This is a genomic window from Lachnoclostridium sp. An14 (genome assembly GCF_002160755.1).
Classification (GTDB): domain Bacteria; phylum Bacillota; class Clostridia; order Lachnospirales; family Lachnospiraceae; genus Lachnoclostridium_A.
Genome location: NZ_NFLE01000019.1, coordinates 24,516 through 42,751, shown reverse-complemented (window position 1 = coordinate 42,751; position 18,236 = coordinate 24,516). Strand labels below are relative to the sequence as shown.

Annotated in this window: 16 protein-coding genes; 9 read left to right on the top strand and 7 right to left on the bottom strand. The window is 52.2% G+C overall.

Annotated elements, in window-relative coordinates; translation table 11 throughout:
* Positions 1–42 precede the first annotated feature (42 nt).
* The 3 genes from B5E84_RS11790 to B5E84_RS11780 all read right to left on the bottom strand — a co-directional run bounded on the left by B5E84_RS11790 (position 43) and on the right by B5E84_RS11780 (position 4,075).
* Positions 43–1,218: a MalY/PatB family protein gene (locus B5E84_RS11790; protein WP_087222971.1), complete on the bottom strand. Its 1,176-nt coding sequence runs from the start codon at positions 1,216–1,218 to the stop codon at positions 43–45.
* 452 nt (positions 1,219–1,670) lie between these two features.
* Entirely contained in the window at positions 1,671–3,791 is a 2,121-nt protein-coding gene (locus tag B5E84_RS11785; RefSeq protein ID WP_087222969.1) for a sigma-54 interaction domain-containing protein, read from the bottom strand.
* An 83-nt stretch (positions 3,792–3,874) separates the two neighbouring features.
* A complete protein-coding gene (locus B5E84_RS11780) occupies positions 3,875–4,075 on the bottom strand; it encodes a DUF1858 domain-containing protein (protein WP_087222967.1) in 201 nt (66 codons plus the stop codon).
* A 294-nt stretch (positions 4,076–4,369) separates the two neighbouring features.
* On the opposite strand from B5E84_RS11780, the gene pflB reads away from it, so the two are divergent.
* From pflB to B5E84_RS11750, 6 genes are all read left to right on the top strand, one after another.
* Entirely contained in the window at positions 4,370–6,478 is a 2,109-nt protein-coding gene (gene pflB / locus B5E84_RS11775; RefSeq protein ID WP_087222965.1) for a formate C-acetyltransferase, read from the top strand.
* Between the two features lie 58 nt (positions 6,479–6,536).
* Positions 6,537–6,782, top strand: coding sequence for an autonomous glycyl radical cofactor GrcA3 (grcA3, locus tag B5E84_RS11770; RefSeq protein ID WP_087222963.1), 246 nt, complete (start codon positions 6,537–6,539; stop codon positions 6,780–6,782).
* 54 nt (positions 6,783–6,836) lie between these two features.
* Positions 6,837–7,595 (top strand): pyruvate formate-lyase-activating protein, encoded by a 759-nt coding sequence (gene pflA, locus B5E84_RS11765; protein WP_087222961.1) that lies wholly within the window; start codon positions 6,837–6,839, stop codon positions 7,593–7,595.
* 77 nt (positions 7,596–7,672) lie between these two features.
* On the top strand, positions 7,673–7,840 hold the full coding sequence (locus B5E84_RS11760; RefSeq protein WP_087222959.1) for a DUF362 domain-containing protein: 168 nt from the start codon (positions 7,673–7,675) through the stop codon (positions 7,838–7,840).
* Between the two features lie 60 nt (positions 7,841–7,900).
* Positions 7,901–8,617 carry a gamma-glutamyl-gamma-aminobutyrate hydrolase family protein gene (locus B5E84_RS11755; RefSeq protein WP_087222957.1) on the top strand — a complete coding sequence of 239 codons (717 nt, stop codon included), beginning with the start codon at positions 7,901–7,903 and terminating at the stop codon, positions 8,615–8,617.
* Positions 8,618–8,914: 297 nt separating this feature from the next.
* Positions 8,915–9,502 carry a 50S ribosomal protein L25 gene (locus B5E84_RS11750; protein ID WP_087222955.1) on the top strand — a complete coding sequence of 196 codons (588 nt, stop codon included), beginning with the start codon at positions 8,915–8,917 and terminating at the stop codon, positions 9,500–9,502.
* A 139-nt stretch (positions 9,503–9,641) separates the two neighbouring features.
* Here B5E84_RS11750 and B5E84_RS11745 read toward each other — a convergent pair whose 3' ends face one another.
* Positions 9,642–10,229, bottom strand: a complete 588-nt coding sequence (locus B5E84_RS11745) for a GNAT family N-acetyltransferase (protein WP_087222953.1) — start codon at positions 10,227–10,229, stop codon at positions 9,642–9,644.
* 485 nt (positions 10,230–10,714) lie between these two features.
* On the opposite strand from B5E84_RS11745, the gene B5E84_RS11740 reads away from it, so the two are divergent.
* The 3 genes from B5E84_RS11740 (at position 10,715) to B5E84_RS11730 (ending at position 14,989) form a co-directional block, all read left to right on the top strand.
* A complete protein-coding gene (locus B5E84_RS11740; protein ID WP_087222951.1) occupies positions 10,715–11,761 on the top strand; it encodes a Fic family protein in 1,047 nt (348 codons plus the stop codon).
* Positions 11,762–12,076: 315 nt separating this feature from the next.
* The gene (locus B5E84_RS11735; RefSeq protein ID WP_087222949.1) at positions 12,077–13,291 is read left to right on the top strand and encodes an ATP-binding protein; all 1,215 of its coding nucleotides are present in this window, start codon (positions 12,077–12,079) and stop codon (positions 13,289–13,291) included.
* 312 nt (positions 13,292–13,603) lie between these two features.
* Positions 13,604–14,989 carry an MATE family efflux transporter gene (locus tag B5E84_RS11730; protein WP_087222947.1) on the top strand — a complete coding sequence of 462 codons (1,386 nt, stop codon included), beginning with the start codon at positions 13,604–13,606 and terminating at the stop codon, positions 14,987–14,989.
* Between the two features lie 78 nt (positions 14,990–15,067).
* Here the strand turns inward: B5E84_RS11730 and B5E84_RS11725 are convergent, their stop codons facing one another.
* The 3 genes from B5E84_RS11725 to B5E84_RS11715 all read right to left on the bottom strand — a co-directional run bounded on the left by B5E84_RS11725 (position 15,068) and on the right by B5E84_RS11715 (position 18,234).
* Positions 15,068–16,060 carry a Fic family protein gene (locus B5E84_RS11725; protein ID WP_087222945.1) on the bottom strand — a complete coding sequence of 331 codons (993 nt, stop codon included), beginning with the start codon at positions 16,058–16,060 and terminating at the stop codon, positions 15,068–15,070.
* 246 nt (positions 16,061–16,306) lie between these two features.
* Positions 16,307–17,704, bottom strand: a complete 1,398-nt coding sequence (locus tag B5E84_RS11720) for a uracil-xanthine permease family protein (protein ID WP_087222943.1) — start codon at positions 17,702–17,704, stop codon at positions 16,307–16,309.
* Positions 17,701–18,234, bottom strand: coding sequence for a shikimate kinase (locus B5E84_RS11715; RefSeq protein WP_087222941.1), 534 nt, complete (start codon positions 18,232–18,234; stop codon positions 17,701–17,703). Before B5E84_RS11715 ends, B5E84_RS11720 begins: the two co-directional genes overlap by 4 nt.
* Positions 18,235–18,236 lie beyond the last annotated feature (2 nt).

The following is an 18,236-nucleotide window of genomic DNA, read 5'->3' as shown; positions in this document are numbered from 1 at the left end:
CCCTCTCCAGTATTTTGCGGTTTTATCCCCTCGCGGCGGCTTTTACAGCGCGTTCACCGCGTTTCTTAACTGTCCCAGCGCCTTTTCCAGGACGGAACGGGGGCAGGCGGTGTTTAATCTCATAAATCCTGTCAGGCTGCGGCCGAATTTCCAGCCCTCGTTTAAGCCCAGACCGGCTTTTTTCACCATGAAATTCCTCAGCTCCTCGTTGGTCATGTTTAGCTCTCGGCAGTCCAGCCATACCAGATAGGTGGCATCGGGCACGTTGGGCTTGATCTTCGGGATGTATTTCTCGCAGTATTCCTTCACGAAGTCGAAGTTGCCGGACAGATACTCCAAAAGCTGCTCCAACCACTCCTCACCTTCCCGGTAGGCCGCCTCCATGGCCACGGAGCTGAAGGCGTTGTTTCTGTGGATGTCCATGTTCATCCAGAAACGGTCAAACTTCGCTTTCATCTCCTGGTTGGGAAAAATGGTGGTGGAGGCCTGAAGTCCCGCCAGATTGAAGGTCTTGGTGGCGGATACGCAGGTCACGATGTTTGCGGCGATCCGGTCGGAAATCATAGCCGTGGGCGTGTGTTTTTTCCCGTGGAAAATCAGGTCGGAGTGGATCTCGTCGGAGACCAGCAGCACGCCGTTGTCGATGCAGATGTTTGCCATCCGCTCCAGCTCCTCCGGTTTCCACACGATTCCCAGGGGGTTGTGGGGGCTGCAAAGCAGGAATACCTTTACTCTCTCGTCCTTCGCCTTCTTCTCAAAGTCGTCGAAGTCAATGGCCCAGGAGCCGTCCTTTTCCACCAGCTGATTTTCCACCACTTCTCTGCCCCAGGCCTCTGTCACGTCGTAGAACTCCGGGTACACAGGAGTCTGGATCATAACCTTGTCGCCCTCGTCCGTATAAAGCTTTACCAGGGCAGACAGGGCGGGCACCACGCCAAGGCACCAGCTCATCAGGCTCGTGTCCACGTCCCAGCCGTTCCGCTTTTTCTCCCACTCCTTCACAGCCTCGAAATAGCTGGCCGGGCGGGAGGTGTAGCCCCAGATTCCTTCCTCCGCCTTCTTTTTGCAGGCGTCAATGATGGGCTGCGCCGTCTTGAAATCCATATCTGCCACCCACAGCGGAATCACGCTCCCGTCGCCGAAGGTTTTCATTCTCTCGTCATACTTTGATGACCTGTTCTGACTTCTGTCGATCACTTCGTCAAAATTATACTTCATGGCAAGCTTCCTTTCTTTGCCGGAAGGTTTTCGTTCTCTCGTTTCCGGCGTCTGACCATATATAAAGCAATTCCTGTGCCAAGTTTTTTGCTGGCGGCGGAATTTTTCTTGAATTTTTTTCAAAATATGCGGGGGAGGCGGGAAAATTGCAGGGTCTTAGGGGGTTTTAGAAGAATTTTAGAGGGGTTTTAGAGGGGTTAAAAAAATGGATGAAATGATAAATGGTCGAAAATGAAACGAAGAAAATAGTCGAACCAGGGATAGAATTGAGAAAATAATTATAGATTCTGAAGAAAAATTCGCATTTATTGGTTAAATTGGTTGATTGGTTTTTATTAAAATGGTCTAATTGGTTTTTAAATCTCGAAAATTTTTCTGACCAATTAGACCATTTTTATTATTTTTTACTGTTCTGGAAAATGTCCGGATGCCCCGAATATCCCAGAGCCTTCCTATGCCTCCGGTATTCCGGCAGCCCCGGCCGCGTACTGTTCCCACTGCGCCCGCCCGGTTGGGGTAATGCGGCTGCCGCCGCGGCCGCGGCCCACTTTGACCAATCCCCGGGCGGACAGCTCCGCCAGCGCCAGGCGGACTTCCCGCTGAGAAACGGGCAGATGACGGCCGCGGGCCGTTTCCAGCAGCTTTTCCCGTCCGATCAGCTCCCGTTTCTCCTCCGCCTGATACAGTTCGCCCAGGAGAAACCAGAAAAGGGCTCCGTCTGCGGAAATATGGGGAACGTCTGGAACGGAATCCCCATAAGATTCCGGCAGTTTCCCGGTCCCATTGGCCGTTCCAGCCCCGCTTTTCCCTGCCAGCCGCCCCATCATCGTCGGCGGCAGATCCGCCATCCCAATGACCCGGCTGCCGGTGTAGTTGAAATATTCCACCGCGTTCCGCAGCTCCCGGATATTGCCCGGCCACGGATAATGGAGGAGAAAGTCTCTCACTTCCTGGGAAATATCAAATTCCCCTCCCACCTGGCGGCGGAAGTGGTTCAACAGGATCAGAATATCCCCATCCCGCTCCCGCAGAGGCGGCACCAAAATGGTCAGGGCATTGAGCCGGTAGTAGAGATCCCGGCGGAAGCTTCCTTCTTCCACCTTCTGCTCCAGAGACTCGTTGGTAGCGGCCACAATCCGCACGTCCACCCGGACAATACGGCCGCCGCCCACCCGCATGACCTCCCCTTCCTGGAGCACCCGCAGGAGTTTCACCTGCATGGACGGACTCATGCCCTCTACCTCGTCCAAAAACAGCGTGCCCTCATGGGCAAACTCAAACAGTCCCGGCCTGCCGCCCTTTTTCGCCCCGGTAAACGCCCCCTCCTCGTAGCCAAACAGCTCGCTTTCCAGAAGGTTTTCCGGCATGGCGGCCACGTTGATGGCGATAAATGGCCCTTTGGCGCGGCGGGAGGCGCAGTGGACGGCGTGGGCCAAAAGCTCCTTTCCCGTTCCTGTCTCTCCCACGAGCAGCACCGGGCTTTCCGTAGCCGCCATTTTCAGCAGGATTTCCCTGGTACGGCGGATGCAGGCCGACTCTCCCAGCACATCGTCAATGGTATATTTTGCCATGTGCCCCTTCTGAAGAAGCTGATTCCGCAGGCTGGTCTGTCTGGATTCCAGGTCATTGTACCGCTGCAATACGGCGAAAGCGCCGATGCACTCCTTCTGGCGCAGCACCGGAATCACGGAAATGCCCACATTAATGCCGTAGAGTTTCGTCATCTTCGCCGGGATTTCCTGCTTGTCCTTCATGGCGCTGTAAAATGGAATATAGGGAAAGACCTCCTCTCCCCGCCGCCCCATCACCAGCTTTTCCTCCACCCTGGCGATCTGACAGGCCTGACGGTTGCAGGCAAAGATTTCCCCTTTTTCATTTACCCCCACCAGGCCGTCCCCCAGAATCTCCATTAAAATATGAAACTGGCTCTCCAGGCGGCAGGATCTGGCGTACATCTGGTCAAAGCTGTAGTTGCTGGTAGCGATGGACTGCAAGTAGGCCTGAAACGGCTCCGTCTCCAAGAGCTGCTCCAGCCCCAGACGTATGGCCACCTCGATCATCATGCCGGAGGTACAGGGGCGCTGGCCGATGTTGATCACCCGTTTGATCCCGGCAGGTACATACCGCTCCTCGTCCGGCGTCACCGCCAGCTCCACCGGCTCCTTTAACTCCGCCCCCGGATAAAAGGGGATGAAATGGATGTGGTTCACCCCCAGGGAGGCCAGCTGGGAAATCGCCTCCCGGCTCATAGTCTCCGTCATGTTCACAAACAGCGCCTTCGTCCCCTCCGGAATGCACCAAAGCTCCTCCAGGGTGCTCCAGCGGTAGGACACCTCGATCCCCATGGTCTCCGAGTCAATGGGCACGTGGCGGGCCACCTCCTCCGCCGAGCCGTAGGCGTCCGTGGAAATGACAAATAAATCCGCCTCCGGCAGCTGCCTCGTAGCAGAGCCGTCCTTCACGCTGAAACAGCGCACATCAGCGTATTCTCCAAACAATTCCTCGATCTGTCCCGCGTAAAATGCCGCGGCCCTGGGATCCAGTCCCACCACCACAATCGTTTTCTTCCTCATATCAGCCCGTTCTCCATCCAATCCCCAAATACAGCGCGAGGGCGCCGAACTTATCTCCGGCGCCCTCTGCAATTATTTTTCGATTATTTATCCGCCAGGATCTCGTTTAACTGGCTTACCAGCACGTCACAGTCAATGCCGTGTACCATGCAGGCCTCCTCCAGGGATTCCGCCTGGGATGCCGGGCATCCTAAGCAGTGCATTCCCGCACGCATTAAAACCGGCGCAACGCAGTCGTCCATCTGGACAAGAGCGCCGATCAACATATCTTTGCTGATCTGCATACCGCAATTCCTCCTTTTTGTCGATATGAATACTATAATACTTTTCCCGGCGGTTGGCAAGGCTTTCTTTTTTCCAATGTCCCGCCAAGACCCCTCTCAAAGACCATTCTTAAAATAAGTTAGGTTTTCCTAATTTACTATAAGAAGAAGTATGTGAAAAAATACACAAAACCCCTTGACTTGTATACAGTATTCTTTTATAATGATGCCATCGTTATGAAAAGTCACTTTTTGATAATGATTTCAGCTTTCATTACAACTATCATTTACCATTTTAAAGGAGGAACCCCTATCATGAGAAACGAATGGCGCACATTCAACGGCGGCGTATGGGAGAGAGAGATCAACGTCAGAGATTTCATCCAGAAAAACTACACTCCCTATGACGGCAATGAGGAATTCCTTTCCGGCCCGACCCAGAATACGAAGGATCTCTGGGACCAGGTCATGGACCTTACAAAACAGGAAAGGGAAGCGGGCGGTGTTCTGGATATGGACACGAAGATCATTTCCACCATCACCTCCCACGGACCCGGCTACTTAAATAAAGACAAGGAGACCATCGTCGGTTTCCAGACAGACAAGCCCTTCAAGCGCTCCTTACAGCCCTACGGCGGAATCCGCATGGCGGAGAAGGCCTGCGCGGACAACGGCTATCAGGTGGATCCGGAGGTAAGCGAGTTCTTCACCGTTCACAGAAAGACCCACAACGCCGGCGTATTTGACGCCTACACCCCGGAAATGAGAGCCTGCCGCTCCAGCCACATCATCACCGGACTTCCGGACGCTTACGGCCGCGGACGCATCATCGGCGACTACCGCCGTATCGCCCTGTACGGCGTGGACCGTCTGATTGAGGACAAGGAGGAGCAGAAGGCCACCACCAGAACCATCATGTACTCCGACGTAATCAGAGAGCGGGAGGAACTGTCCGAGCAGATCCGTGCCTTAAAGGAGTTAAAGAAACTGGGCGAGATCTACGGCTTTGACATTTCCAAACCGGCGACGGACGTAAAAGAGGCTATCCAGTGGACCTACTTCGGCTACCTGGCTGCCGTAAAGGAGCAGAACGGCGCGGCCATGTCCCTGGGACGTACCTCCACCTTCATCGACATTTACGCGGAGCGTGACCTGACAGAGGGACGCTACACCGAGGAGCAGATCCAGGAGTTTGTGGACCATTTCATCATGAAACTGCGTCTGGTGAAATTTGCCCGCACCCCGGAGTACAATGCCCTGTTCTCCGGCGACCCCACCTGGGTAACCGAGTCCATCGGCGGCGTGGGAATCGACGGACGCCACATGGTAACGAAGATGTCCTTCCGCTACCTGCACACCCTGGAGAACCTGGGAACGGCTCCGGAGCCGAACCTGACGGTGCTCTGGTCCACCAGACTGCCCATGAACTTCAAGCGGTTCTGCGCGAAGACCTCCATCATGTCCTCCTCCATCCAGTATGAGAACGACGACCTGATGAGAGTGACCCACGGCGACGACTACGCCATCGCCTGCTGCGTATCCTCCATGAGAGTGGGCAAGGAAATGCAGTTCTTCGGCGCCCGCGCCAACCTGGCAAAATGCCTGCTCTACGCCATCAACGGCGGTGTGGACGAGGTTTCCAAAAAGCAGGTGGGACCGAAGTACCGCCCGATCACGTCCGAGTACCTGGATTACGACGAGGTAATGGACGCGTACAAGGATATGATGCAGTGGCTGGCCCGCGTTTACGTAAACGCTTTAAATATCATCCACTTTATGCACGACAAATACTGCTATGAGAGAATCCAGATGGCCCTCCATGACAAGAAGGTGACCAGATGGTTCGCCACCGGTATCGCCGGACTTTCCGTTGTAGCGGACTCCTTATCCGCCATCAAGTACGCGAAGGTAAAGACCATCCGCGACGAGAACGGCATTGTAGTGGACTACGAGGTAGAGGGCGATTTCCCGAAATATGGAAACAACGACGACCGGGTGGATTCCATCGCCGCTGAGCTGGTGCACACCTTCATGAACTACGTGAAGGGCAACCACACCTACCGCGGAGGAATTCCCACCACTTCCATCTTGACGATTACCTCCAATGTGGTATATGGTAAGAATACAGGCTCTACCCCGGACGGAAGAAAGGCCGGAGAGCCCTTCGCGCCCGGCGCAAACCCCATGCACCATCGTGACGCTCACGGAGCCGTGGCTTCCCTGGCATCCGTGGCTAAGCTGCCCTTCAAGGACGCGCAGGACGGTATTTCCAATACCTTCTCCATCATCCCCGACGCCCTGGGCAAGGACAACCAGGTATTCATGGGAGACTTAGAGGTGGAAATCGCCGGATTTGACGGCGACTGCTGCGTAGGCGGCGCCTGCGACGGAGCTACCCTGTTCGAGGGACTTGACAGAGAGTAAGAACAACCTTTAGAACGGCAACTTTGAATAAAACTTTGACTTAAGGAGGATTTTTGATATGGCAAACATCAACGAGGCTCAGATCGACAACTTAGTTTCCCTGCTGGATGGCTACGCGGCCCAGGGCGGACATCACCTGAACGTAAACGTGTTTTCCAAGGACACCCTGTTAGACGCGCAGGCTCATCCGGAGAAATATCCTCAGCTCACTGTCCGCGTTTCCGGCTACGCCGTAAACTTTAACAAGCTGACCAAGGAGCAGCAGGACGAGGTTATTTCCCGTACCTTCCACACGGCCATCTAAACGCCGTCTGGAACGCTTTCCAATTCATTATCATATAAAAATAGGAGGCAGAGCATGAAAGGACGCATTCATTCCATCGAAAGTTTCGGGACCGTAGACGGGCCTGGGGTAAGGCTGGTGGTATTTGTGAAAGGCTGTCCCATGCGCTGCCTCTACTGCCATAATCCGGACACCTGGACCATGGAGGGGGCCGAAGAAATCGAGCCGGAGGCCATCATCCGCCAGTACATTTCCGCCGAGGGCTTTTACCGCAACGGGGGCATCACCGTTTCCGGCGGGGAACCGCTGCTGCAGATGGAGTTTCTGACGGAGCTTTTCACCCTGGCAAAGGCCCACGGCATCCACACCTGCATCGACACCTGCGGAATCACCTTCCGGCCGGACGATGCCGCCTACATGGAGAAGTTAAACGCCCTTCTGAAACTGACGGACCTGATCCTTTTAGACATCAAGCACATCAACCCGGAGGAGCACGAAAAGCTCTGCTGCCAGCCAAATGCCCCCATTCTGGCCTTTGCCCGGTATTTGAGCGACATCAAGCTCCCGGTGTGGATCCGCCACGTGGTGGTGCCCGGCATCACCCAGAATGAGCGTTGGCTCTACGAGACGGGCCGTTTTATCGGCAGCTTAAACAACGTGAAGGCCCTGGACGTTCTCCCCTACCACGACATGGGAAAGGTGAAATACGAGAAACTGGGCATGGACTATCCCTTAAAGGACACAAAGCCACTGACCAAGGCAGAAGCCATCGCCGCCCGCAAAATCATCCTGGACGGCATCTGTGCTTTTAAATTAGAACAAAGGAAACAGTAATTTCCACTTGAATATTTGACAATTTTAATATACAATAACAGTAATCTATACAATATTTATTCAAGGAGGTATTTACAATGGCATATGTAATTACTGATACCTGTGTTTCCTGTGGTGCTTGTGCTGGCGAGTGTCCCGTAGGCGCTATCTCTGAGGGAGATGGCAAGTACGTAATCGACGCTGATACCTGCATTGATTGCGGTACCTGCGCAGCTACCTGCCCGACAGGCGCTATCGAAGGCTAATTGGCATTACATAAAAGCCCCTTCCGATGGAAGGGGCTTTTATCATATAAGGAGGCAATTATGAAAAAACCTATTATCGGCTTGACTCCCAGCCACGAAACCGACAAAGATAAGCTGTTCATCAATTCCATCTATCTGCGTTCCGTCCGCAACGCCGGCGCTATCCCCATGATTTTCCCCTATGAGCTCACGGAGGAGGATCTGCGGGAGCTGGTGGATCAGGTAGACGGCGTGCTGTTTACCGGCGGCGACGACATCCACCCCTTCATGTACGGGGAGGAAACTCACGCCAAGTGCGGAAATATCTCCCAGCCCAGAGATTCCATGGAGATGGCCCTTTTCCCCATCGCCCTGGAGGCTGGAAAACCGATTTTTGGCATCTGCCGCGGCATTCAGCTCATCAACACTGCCATGGGCGGAACCCTGTACCAGGATATTCCCTCTCAGTTTTCTTCAGAGCTTTCCGTGGCCCACGTCCAGCCCTTTGCCTATAAGGTGCCGTCCCACACCGTGGATGTGACTCCCGGAACCCTGCTTTCCAGGATTCTCGGCGAGGAAATCACCTCCATCGCGGTGAACAGTATGCACCATCAGGCCATCAAGGATGTGGCTCCCGGCCTGGAGGTGTGCGGCTACGGCCCTGACCAGATGATCGAGGCCGTGTACGCGCCGGACTATCCCTTCCTGTTAGGCGTACAGTGGCATCCGGAGCACCTGGCGGCGATTCAGCCGGAGGCGGCGGCCCTGTTCCGGGCGTTTGTGGACGCCTGCAAATAGGAGGCAAACGGCATAAGTTTTTTATATGATCCTATATCCCGGTTTTCTCCCCCACGGCGGAAACCGGGATCTTTCTTTTTTATCGTTCTACTATAATTATTTTTGTTAATTTTTTCAAAAAGCATTTCTTTTTGTTATAAAAAAGGCGGAAAATACCCATTAAAAACTTTAAATATTGTGCAAACTTTTCTCCCCGAAAGGACTATAATGAGGGCGTAACAGGAGGAAATACTTAACAGCCTGTTTCTCAAAAAAGACAGGCCCGCTAAGCATTCAGTTTTATGGAGGAAAAGATAAATGAATACTTTAAAAGCTGAAAAAAGGGACATGAACACGAAGGCCAAAAAGCTTAGACGGGAAGGATTTGTCACCGGAAACCTGTTCGGCAGACAGATCAAAGAATCCATACCGATTCAGATTGCCCAGAAAGACGCCGACCGGATCCTGAAAAAGAACGGCAAAGGCAGCCAGGTGATGCTGGAGGTAGACGGTCAGACTTATGACGCCCTGATCAAGGAGCTGGACTACGATTCCATGAAAAATCAGATCCTGGAAGTGGATTTCCAGGCCCTGGTAAAAGGGGAGAAGGTTCACTCTGTGGCGGAAATCGCGCTGGTGAACCACGAAAAGGTACAGGCCGGAGTGGTTGAGCTGCTGCTGAAGGAAATTTCCTACAAGGCCCTTCCGGAGGATCTGATCGAGAAGGTAGAGATTGACGCGGGCAGCCTGCACATCGGAGATACCCTGAAGGTAAAAGATCTGCCCATCGCCTCAAACGGGCGCATTGACCTGATGACCGACCCGGAGACCGCTGTGGTGACCGTATTTGAGGTTCACGGTGAGGCGGAGCCGGAAGACACAGCGGACGAAACGTCAGAGAAATAAAAAACATCATAGGAAACGAAAAAGGCAGTGCCCTGTTTCTGTCCCGGAGCCGATATAGCTCAGGCTCCCCCCCCCAGGCGGCACTGCCTTTTCCTATTTCATAACCATTCTCATTATAAAGAGACTGCTTTTCAACCGCTTACAGCTCCGTCTCCACAAACCGCACATCGGAAATATCCCAGTATTTTCTGTAAACTCGCTCCTCGTTTCCGTCCAGGTTCAGCTGATACATCCTGAAAGTGACAAGAATATCTTTTGGCTGCCACTGTTCCTCATAGGAATACTGGTATTTCATGCCCACATTTCTCATCACGCCGCCGCTGCGGGGATTGTTTCTGTCGTGGGTGGCGGTGATGTAGGGCAGACCGTCCATTTTTACCTGTTCAATGACCGCCCGCGCCGCCTCGGTGACGATGCCGCGGTGCCAGAATTCCTTCCGCAGGCCGTATCCGAAGTCGTGGTGGTCCTCCATATCCACATTGATGTATCCGATGGGGACGTTGTCCGTTTTCATGCAGATGGCGTAAGCGTAAGCCTGGGGCTTTTCGTACTGCGTCTCATACCGCTCCTTAAAAAACGTCCTGGTTTCCTCCAGGTTCTTTAAGGGAAACCAGGGCAGAAACCGGTTTACCTCCTCGTCGCTGTAAATCGCATACAAAGCCTCCAGATCGTCCTCGGTAAATTTTCTCAAAATCAGGCGTTCTGTGTTTAGGGTGGGTGTGTTCATTGATCTTCCTCCCCTTTGTTGTGATCTGTTTTATTATACCATCTCGACTTCCGTCTCGATGGAGTTTCTCGTCAAACGTGGATTCGTGCAAGCACGATCCACGCTTTCCTCGTTATTATACCATGTGCACTAAATTCGTAAAAGACCTCATTAAGTGCACAGGCATATGTTCTCACTAGGCTCGTGAAAAACCTCGCCAAGTGTTCACATTATACCATGTGCACTAAATTCGTAAAAGACCTCATTAAGTGCACAGGCATATGTTCTCACTAGGCTCGTGAAAAACCTCGCCAAGTGTTCACATTATACCATGGAATATGAAAAACAGCATAGGCGCAAATTTACGGCAAATCAAGATTGTTTTTCCCTTACAGATGTATAAAATCCCTTAAATTTGAAACACTAATAAGGGAAAGTTTCTTCCAAGAGTTGTATTTCCCTTATTTTATGATAAAATTTAAGGGAATAAAGGAGGGAATAAGGATATGCGCACATTCAATTACTCCGCAATCCGAGAACAAAAGTGGGACTCGGAGATCCTCAGCCTAGTTGCGGCGATCTATAAAGAGGCCGGAAAACAGGAACTCTATCTGAAACAACGCCCGGAGGAATTAGAGAAACTGGTGGAAATCGCAAAGGTGCAAAGCACTGAGGCATCCAATGCCATTGAGGGCATCGTGACCACAAATACCCGTATCCGACAGCTTGTGAAGGAGAAAACGACACCGAGAAACCGGGATGAGCAGGAGATTGCAGGTTATCGGGATGTGCTGAACCTCATCCACGAAAACTTTGACGCAATCCCCATTACACAAAACTACATCTTACAACTCCACAAGATCCTCTGCAGCCACATGAACAATCCTATGGCAGGCAGGACTAAAAGTGTGCAAAACTACATCAGCGCCACCTATCCCGACGGCCATGTGGAGACTCTGTTTACCCCCTTGACCCCCTATGAAACGCCGGAGGCCCTGGACAGGATCTGCGAGGAGTACAACCGGGTCATTGGAAACATGGAAGTGGAGCCGCTGATCGTCATTCCCGTGTTCATCCACGACTTTCTCTGCATTCACCCCTTTAACGACGGAAATGGCAGAATGAGTCGTCTGCTGACCACACTGCTGCTTTACCGCAACGGGTTTTATGTGGGAAAATATATCTCGCTGGAGGCTAAGATCGCCAAAAACAAGGCCCTCTATTATGATGTCCTAAGTCAGGCGCAAACCGGATGGCATGAAGGCACCGAAGATGCGGTGCCGTTTATCAAATATTTGCTGGGAACCATTCTTTCCGCCTACAAAGACTTTGGAGACCGCTTTGCCCTGGTGGAGACCAGACTCCCCGCTCTTGAGACTGTGCGCCGGGCTACCATGGAAAAGGTTGGCCGGTTTACAAAACAGGACATCCGGGAACTCTGTCCTTCGCTAAGTATCAGTTCCATCGAGGGAGCGCTGCGGAAATTAGTGGCATCCGACGAATTAAAACGAGAGGGTGTTGGGAAGAATATTTGCTATTATAGATTAAAATGATTTCTTTCATCTAAATGGAAGAACACAGGGAACCCCCGCCAAGCCTTTATTTTCAATGCTTGGCGGGGTGTTTTGATTATATAACTGTAAAACTCAAGTCAAGGCTTTTCCGGTATTCCGTCACTTTGTCAAAATCAATCAACGCACAGATACAGGGAAACTCCAGAATTTTACCGATTTTCTCATTTTCAACTGTCAAACTATGTCGAATTTTAAATTTTAGCGGTTATAACCGTTAAATTTCACAAAACTTTATTGAACATCCAGCATATCCGTGATATGATAGCAGTAGTCCCAGAAGGGAGGCTGATAATTATGATTAAACGAGAAACCTATATGAGCCGAATCCGTCCGTTTATCGGAAACGACCTTGTAAAAGTCCTGACCGGCATCCGCCGCAGCGGGAAGTCGGTCATGCTGGACCTGATTAAAGAGGAACTGTGTGCATCCGGCATTGACAGCCGCCAGTTTATCTCCATCAACTTTGAAAATATGAGCAATACCCACCTCTGTACGGCCACGGCGCTCCATGATGAAATCATCCGTCTGGTTTCAGAGATAGGAGACAAAGTCTATCTTTTCTTTGACGAGATACAGGAGGTAAAGGCCTGGGAGAAATGTATCAATTCCTTCCGGGTGGAGCTGGACTGCGATATTTATATCACCGGCTCCAATGCAAAGCTGCTCTCTGGCGAGCTGGCCACTTATCTGGCCGGACGGTATGTGGAATTTGTGATTTACCCATTTTCCTTTTCAGAGTTTATGGAACTGTACCATACCATCTACCCGGAAACAGATTCCCGCCAATGTTTCAGCAAATACCTGACGGCGGGAGGGATGCCCTATCTGATCAACCTCCGTTATGAGGAAACGGCCAGCCGCCAATATCTGCGCGACCTGTTCAACTCCGTGGAGCTGAAAGATATTGTGAAACGCAACAACATCCGGGATGTAGACCTGTTGGAACGGATCATTGCCTATGTGACCAGTGGAATCGGAACCACCTTTTCCTCAACGGCCATTTCCAAGTATCTGAAAAGTGAAGGGCGGTCCGTATCGCCGGAAACCGTATTGAGTTATATCAAAGCCTGCACAGACGCTTTTCTCTTTTATCAGGTGAAACGGCAGGACTTGCAGGGCAAAAAAATACTCACGGTCAATGAGAAATACTATGTGGCCGATCATGGCATCCGGGAAGCGGTGTACGGCGGCAACATGAAAGATATTAACCTGGTTCTGGAAAACATCGTTTACATGGAACTTCTGCGCCGGGGCTATACCGTAACTGTCGGAAAAGCAGGTGACCAGGAGATTGACTTCGTTTGTGAAGATCAGGGCAACAAGCTGTATATCCAGGTGGCGTATCTGCTGGCCTCGGAAAATACCATAGCCCGCGAGTTTGGAGTCTATGACCGGGTGCGCGACAACTTCCCCAAGTATGTGGTCACACTGGACGAGTTTGACATGAGCCGGGATGGGATTAAGCACCGCAATATCCGAGACTTCCTCTTGCAAAAGGACTGGAATTAATTCCGTAAATTTGCCCACCCCCTCCGCCATTTCCCTCCCTTTTTTGCGCTCATTGCCAGTTTTTCCATTCTGGTAAATTTTCATCTGTACAAAAGGAAAAATCCGTTCTATAATAATGTCCTTGTAAAACGTCCGCCCACCGGCAGGCTGCAAAGGCGCAGCCCGCGGGGCGGCTGTTTTCATGTTTGGCGGCGGCTGCATTCAGCGGCTGCGCCATAGACGGAATTGATATTTTACAGAGCTGCGGATTTACTGACAGGGCCGGACACGACCGCCCTGTTTCCAACGGCTCACAGAAAGGCGGCAGACAGTATGGCAAAACATGAAATCAAGGATATGACCTCAGGATCCCCTCTGAAACTGATCCTGGGCTTTGCGGTGCCCATGCTTTTAGGGCTTTTATTCCAGCAGTTTTACAGCATGGTAGATACCATTATTGTAGGAAAATATCTGGGCGTAACGGCCCTGGCGGCGGTGGGCTCCACCAGCTCCATCAACTTTATGATCATCGGTTTCTGCACGGGGGTGTGCAGCGGATTTTCCATCCCCGTAGCCCAGAAATTCGGGGCGGGAGACCATCACGGCCTGCGCTGTTTCGTGGCCAACGCCGCCTGGCTGTCGGTGATTTTTTCCGTGGTCATGACCCTGGCTGTGTGTTTCCTGTGCATGGACATCCTGCGCTGGATGAACACGCCAGACGACATCATTCAAGGCGCCTTTGACTACATTTTCATCATTTTCGCGGGCATTCCGGTCACCTACCTTTACAACATCCTGGCCGGCATCATCCGCTCCCTGGGAGACAGCAAGACCCCGGTGTACTTCCTGCTCCTCTCCTCCGTGATCAATATCTTCCTGGATTTATTCACCATCGTGGTGATGGGAATGGGCGTGGAAGGGGCGGCCTACGCCACAGTGATTTCCCAGGGCGTGTCTGGAGTGCTCTGCCTCCTCTATATGCGCTCCCGTTTCCACATCCTGAAAATGACGAAGGAGGAGCGGAAAATCGACCTGGGCATGATGAAAATCCTCTGCGGCATGGGAATCCCCATGGGCCTGCAATATTCCATTACCGCCATCGGCAGCGTTATTTTACAGACCGCGGTCAACGGCCTCGGCTCCCTCTACGTAGCTGCCGTGGCCGCCGGCAGCAAGGTGACCATGTTCTTCTGCTGCCCCTTCGACGCCCTGGGCGCCACCATGGCCACCTGGGCGGGCCAGAACGTGGGCGCGAAGAAACTGGACCGGGTGCGGGAAGGCGTAAAATACGCCTCCATCATCGGCTGTATTTACGCGGTGATCGCCTTTGGAGTGCTGACCCTGTTTGGAAAAACCATCGCCCTGCTGTTCCTGGACGCGGACGAGGCCGCCACCATCAGCAATGTCTCCCTGTTCCTCATTGGAAACAGCGCGTTTTACATTCCTCTGGTGTTTGTAAACGTGGTTCGTTTCGCCATCCAGGGCATGGGATTCAGCAAATTCGCCATTTTGGCCGGAGTCTGCGAGATGGCGGCCCGTACCTTCGCCGGCATCTGCCTGATTCCCATTATGGGCTATCCCGCCGCCTGCTTTGCCAGCCCCCTGGCCTGGATCGCCGCCGACCTGTTCCTGATCCCCGCCTTCCGCTACTGCCTGCGGCGGCTGCGGAATGTATTTGACGGAAAGGAAAATCTGGAAGCCGGCGAGATGCTGCCGTGACCGGAAACTATACTGGATTACAACAGAAAACCGGATTTCACTTTGCCGTGAAATCCGGTTTTCTGTTAAGCACAAATATCAAATCTTTATATATCTTTGGTTTCTGCTGTTCGGCTTATCTGGAATGGTCATCCTAATAAGATTTAATTCCACAGCAGGGCGCAGATAATTTTTGCGGAAACCTTCCCTGGATTTTAGCTCCAGCTTGTCCATAAGGGTTCTGCTTGTATAGGGAATGCCGTATTCCATGACTTCCAGCAGTTTTTTGACCGTTTCAGGCAAATATCCGTTTTCTTCCGTGATCTGAACAGAAACTTCATCCAGAATCCGGTCAATCTGCGAGAGCATAAACTCGATAAAAATGGTAGATTCTCCGGCCACATGGCACCTGGCAATGGCCTCGTAATATTCCTCCTGGAATTTTTCAATCTGGCTTTCGATGGGAATGTATTCAAATACCGGCTTCCATTTCGTGAGAATGGCCGTGTGCCACAATCTAGCCATTCTGCCGTTTCCATCAGAAAAAGGATGGATAAACACAAATTCATAGTGGAACACGCTGCTCAAAATCAGCGGATGCACCACGTCCCGCGCCGTTTTCATCCATTGAAACAGTTCCTCCATCAGCTGGGGAACGAGCCGGGCAGGCGGAGCCACAAAAATGCACTGATCGCCGCTAAATACCCCTTCTTCCCCTAAGCGAAACTCTCCGGATTCCTCCGTAAGATACTTTGTCATGATCCCGTGAAATTGTTTCAAATGCTGGATGCTGTAGGGATCAATTTCTAAAACCCGTTCATAGGCAACATAGGCATTCTTCACTTCCTGGATTTCTTTTTGTTCCCCCAGTACGGTTTTGCCGTTGAGGACATCCTTAACCTGCCCCAACGTCAGAGAGTTGGCTTCGATTTTTAAAGAAGAATGGATGGATTTGATTCTGTTGTTTTTTCTCAAATGCGGTTTTGCCTCCAGGCTGCTGGTGGCCGTTATGCGTCCGATTTTTTCAGAAATCGACGATACATAGGACAGGATTTCATTCGTTATGGTAAAAGGCGGCTGATCGTTCTTCATGAAAACACCTCCATTATCTTCCATATTATCTTACGCATTATCTCCCTCTATTATACATGGATTTTGAGAGAATTTCCACTATCTTGCGCATTATCTTACGTACTTTTTTCCATCCTTTTTCCGTTCTCTTTCTTCATCTACGCAAAAAAAGAGCCGAACGCCATCTTTCTGGCGTCCAGCCCTCTTTTCCAAAGCTGTCAATTTTTATATTTCCTGTCCACAGTTCCAGACAACAGTCCAATCCAGTTATTCTTCCGTCTCCTCCGGCAGCAGCACATTCAGCACAATCGCCACCAGCGCCGCCGGCACGATGCCGGAGCCACCGAAAATCAGCTGCACCGCCTGGGGCAGGTGCACCAGCACGCTGCTGTTGGCACCGATACCGTAGCCCAGTCCCAGGGCAACGGACACGATGGTGATATTTCTGGCAGTCATGGGTTTCTTCGTGATGAGCTGGATTCCGCTGACCACGATGGAGGAAAACATCATTACCGCCGCGCCTCCAAGGACGCTCTGGGGCATGATGGACACCAGCGCCGCCAGTTTCGGAAACAGTCCGCAGAAGATCAGGAAAATAGCTCCCGTGGCCAACGCGAAACGGTTTACCACCTTCGTCATGGCCACCAGGCCCACGTTCTGGCTGAAGGAGGTATTGGGCAGCACGCCGAAGATGGCAGCCAGGGAAGAACCCAGGCCATCGCAAATCACGCCGCCGGACAGCTCTGTGTCCGTAGCCTCACGGCCCATTCCCCCTTCCATTACGCCGGAAATGTCTCCCACCGTCTCCACGGCAGTTACGATAAACATGATCATTACCGGCACAATGGCGCGAATATCAAATACAATGGGCACCGGAACCAGCTTCGGCACCGCGAACCAGTCCGCTTCCGCCACCTTGTCCCAGTTTAACGCCCAGGCCTTCAGGTACTCCGTCCCGTCCTCGGCGATTCCCACCGGATCCATGAAAATTCCCATAATTCCACAGATTACATAGCCCGCCACGATTCCGATCAGAATGGCGGAATAGCTGGTAATTCCTTTCGTGCAGTGTTTCATCACGATAATGATAACAAGCACCACACAGCCTAACAGCAGATTTTCCACTGAACCAAAATCCTTGGCGCCGCTGCCGCCGCCGAAGGAATTGATTCCCACGCCGACCAGGGAGAGGCCGATGGAGAGCACCACCGTACCGGTCACCACCGCCGGGAAAAATTTCCTAAGCGGCTTTAAAAACGCTCCCAGCACGCCCTCAAACAGTCCGCCCAGCACAGACGCGCCCATCATGGCGCCATATGTAACCACTCCGCCGCCCAGCATATTGGCAACGCTGCTGAATACTCCGATGAAACCGGAGCTGGTACCCATGATAATCGGCACCTTTCCGCCCACCGGGCCGATGGCGTAAAGCTGAATCAGGGTTACAATTCCGGCCACCAGCATGGCATTCTGGAGCAGAGCCACCTGAAGCTCCGCCAGATCGCTGCCGCCGGTGATGCCGCAGGCTCCCGTGATGATCAGAAGGGGCGTTAAGTTCCCCACAAACATGGCAAGGACGTGCTGCAATCCCAGGGGAATGGCGTCCTTTAATGGAATTCTCCCGTAAAAGTCATACGGGCTGGTATAGTTGCTTTTTCTACTCATGATTTCTCCTTCGCGATGGTTTTTATGAGTTCCACCAGACAATCCACGGATTCCTCTATGGTATTCCCTTTCTCGTCCAGGGTAACATCCGCGTATCGCTCGTAATAGGGCGTCCGCTCCTCATACAGCTTTCGCAGCGTCATGCCGTTTTTCAGCACGACCCCCCGTTCCACCGGATTTCCGATCCGTCTCTCCATCTCCTCCAGGCTGAGCTTTAAATAGACCACTGTACTGATCTCCTTTAAATTCGCCATGGCCTCGGCCCCGTAGATTACGCTTCCCCCCGGAGCGATCACGCAGCCGTCCAGACAGAGTCCGGCGTTGACCCGGTTTTCGATCTCCATAAACCCATCGTCACCCTCGTCGGCAATGATTTCCCGCAGCAGCCGCTTTTCCTCCGCCTCGATGATTTTATCCACATCCACGAATTCAAAACCCAGCCGCTCCGCCAAAAGCCGCCCCAGCGTACTCTTTCCGGAAGCGGGCATACCGATCAGCGTCACATTTCCCCTTTTTCCGTCTCCCCTCATAT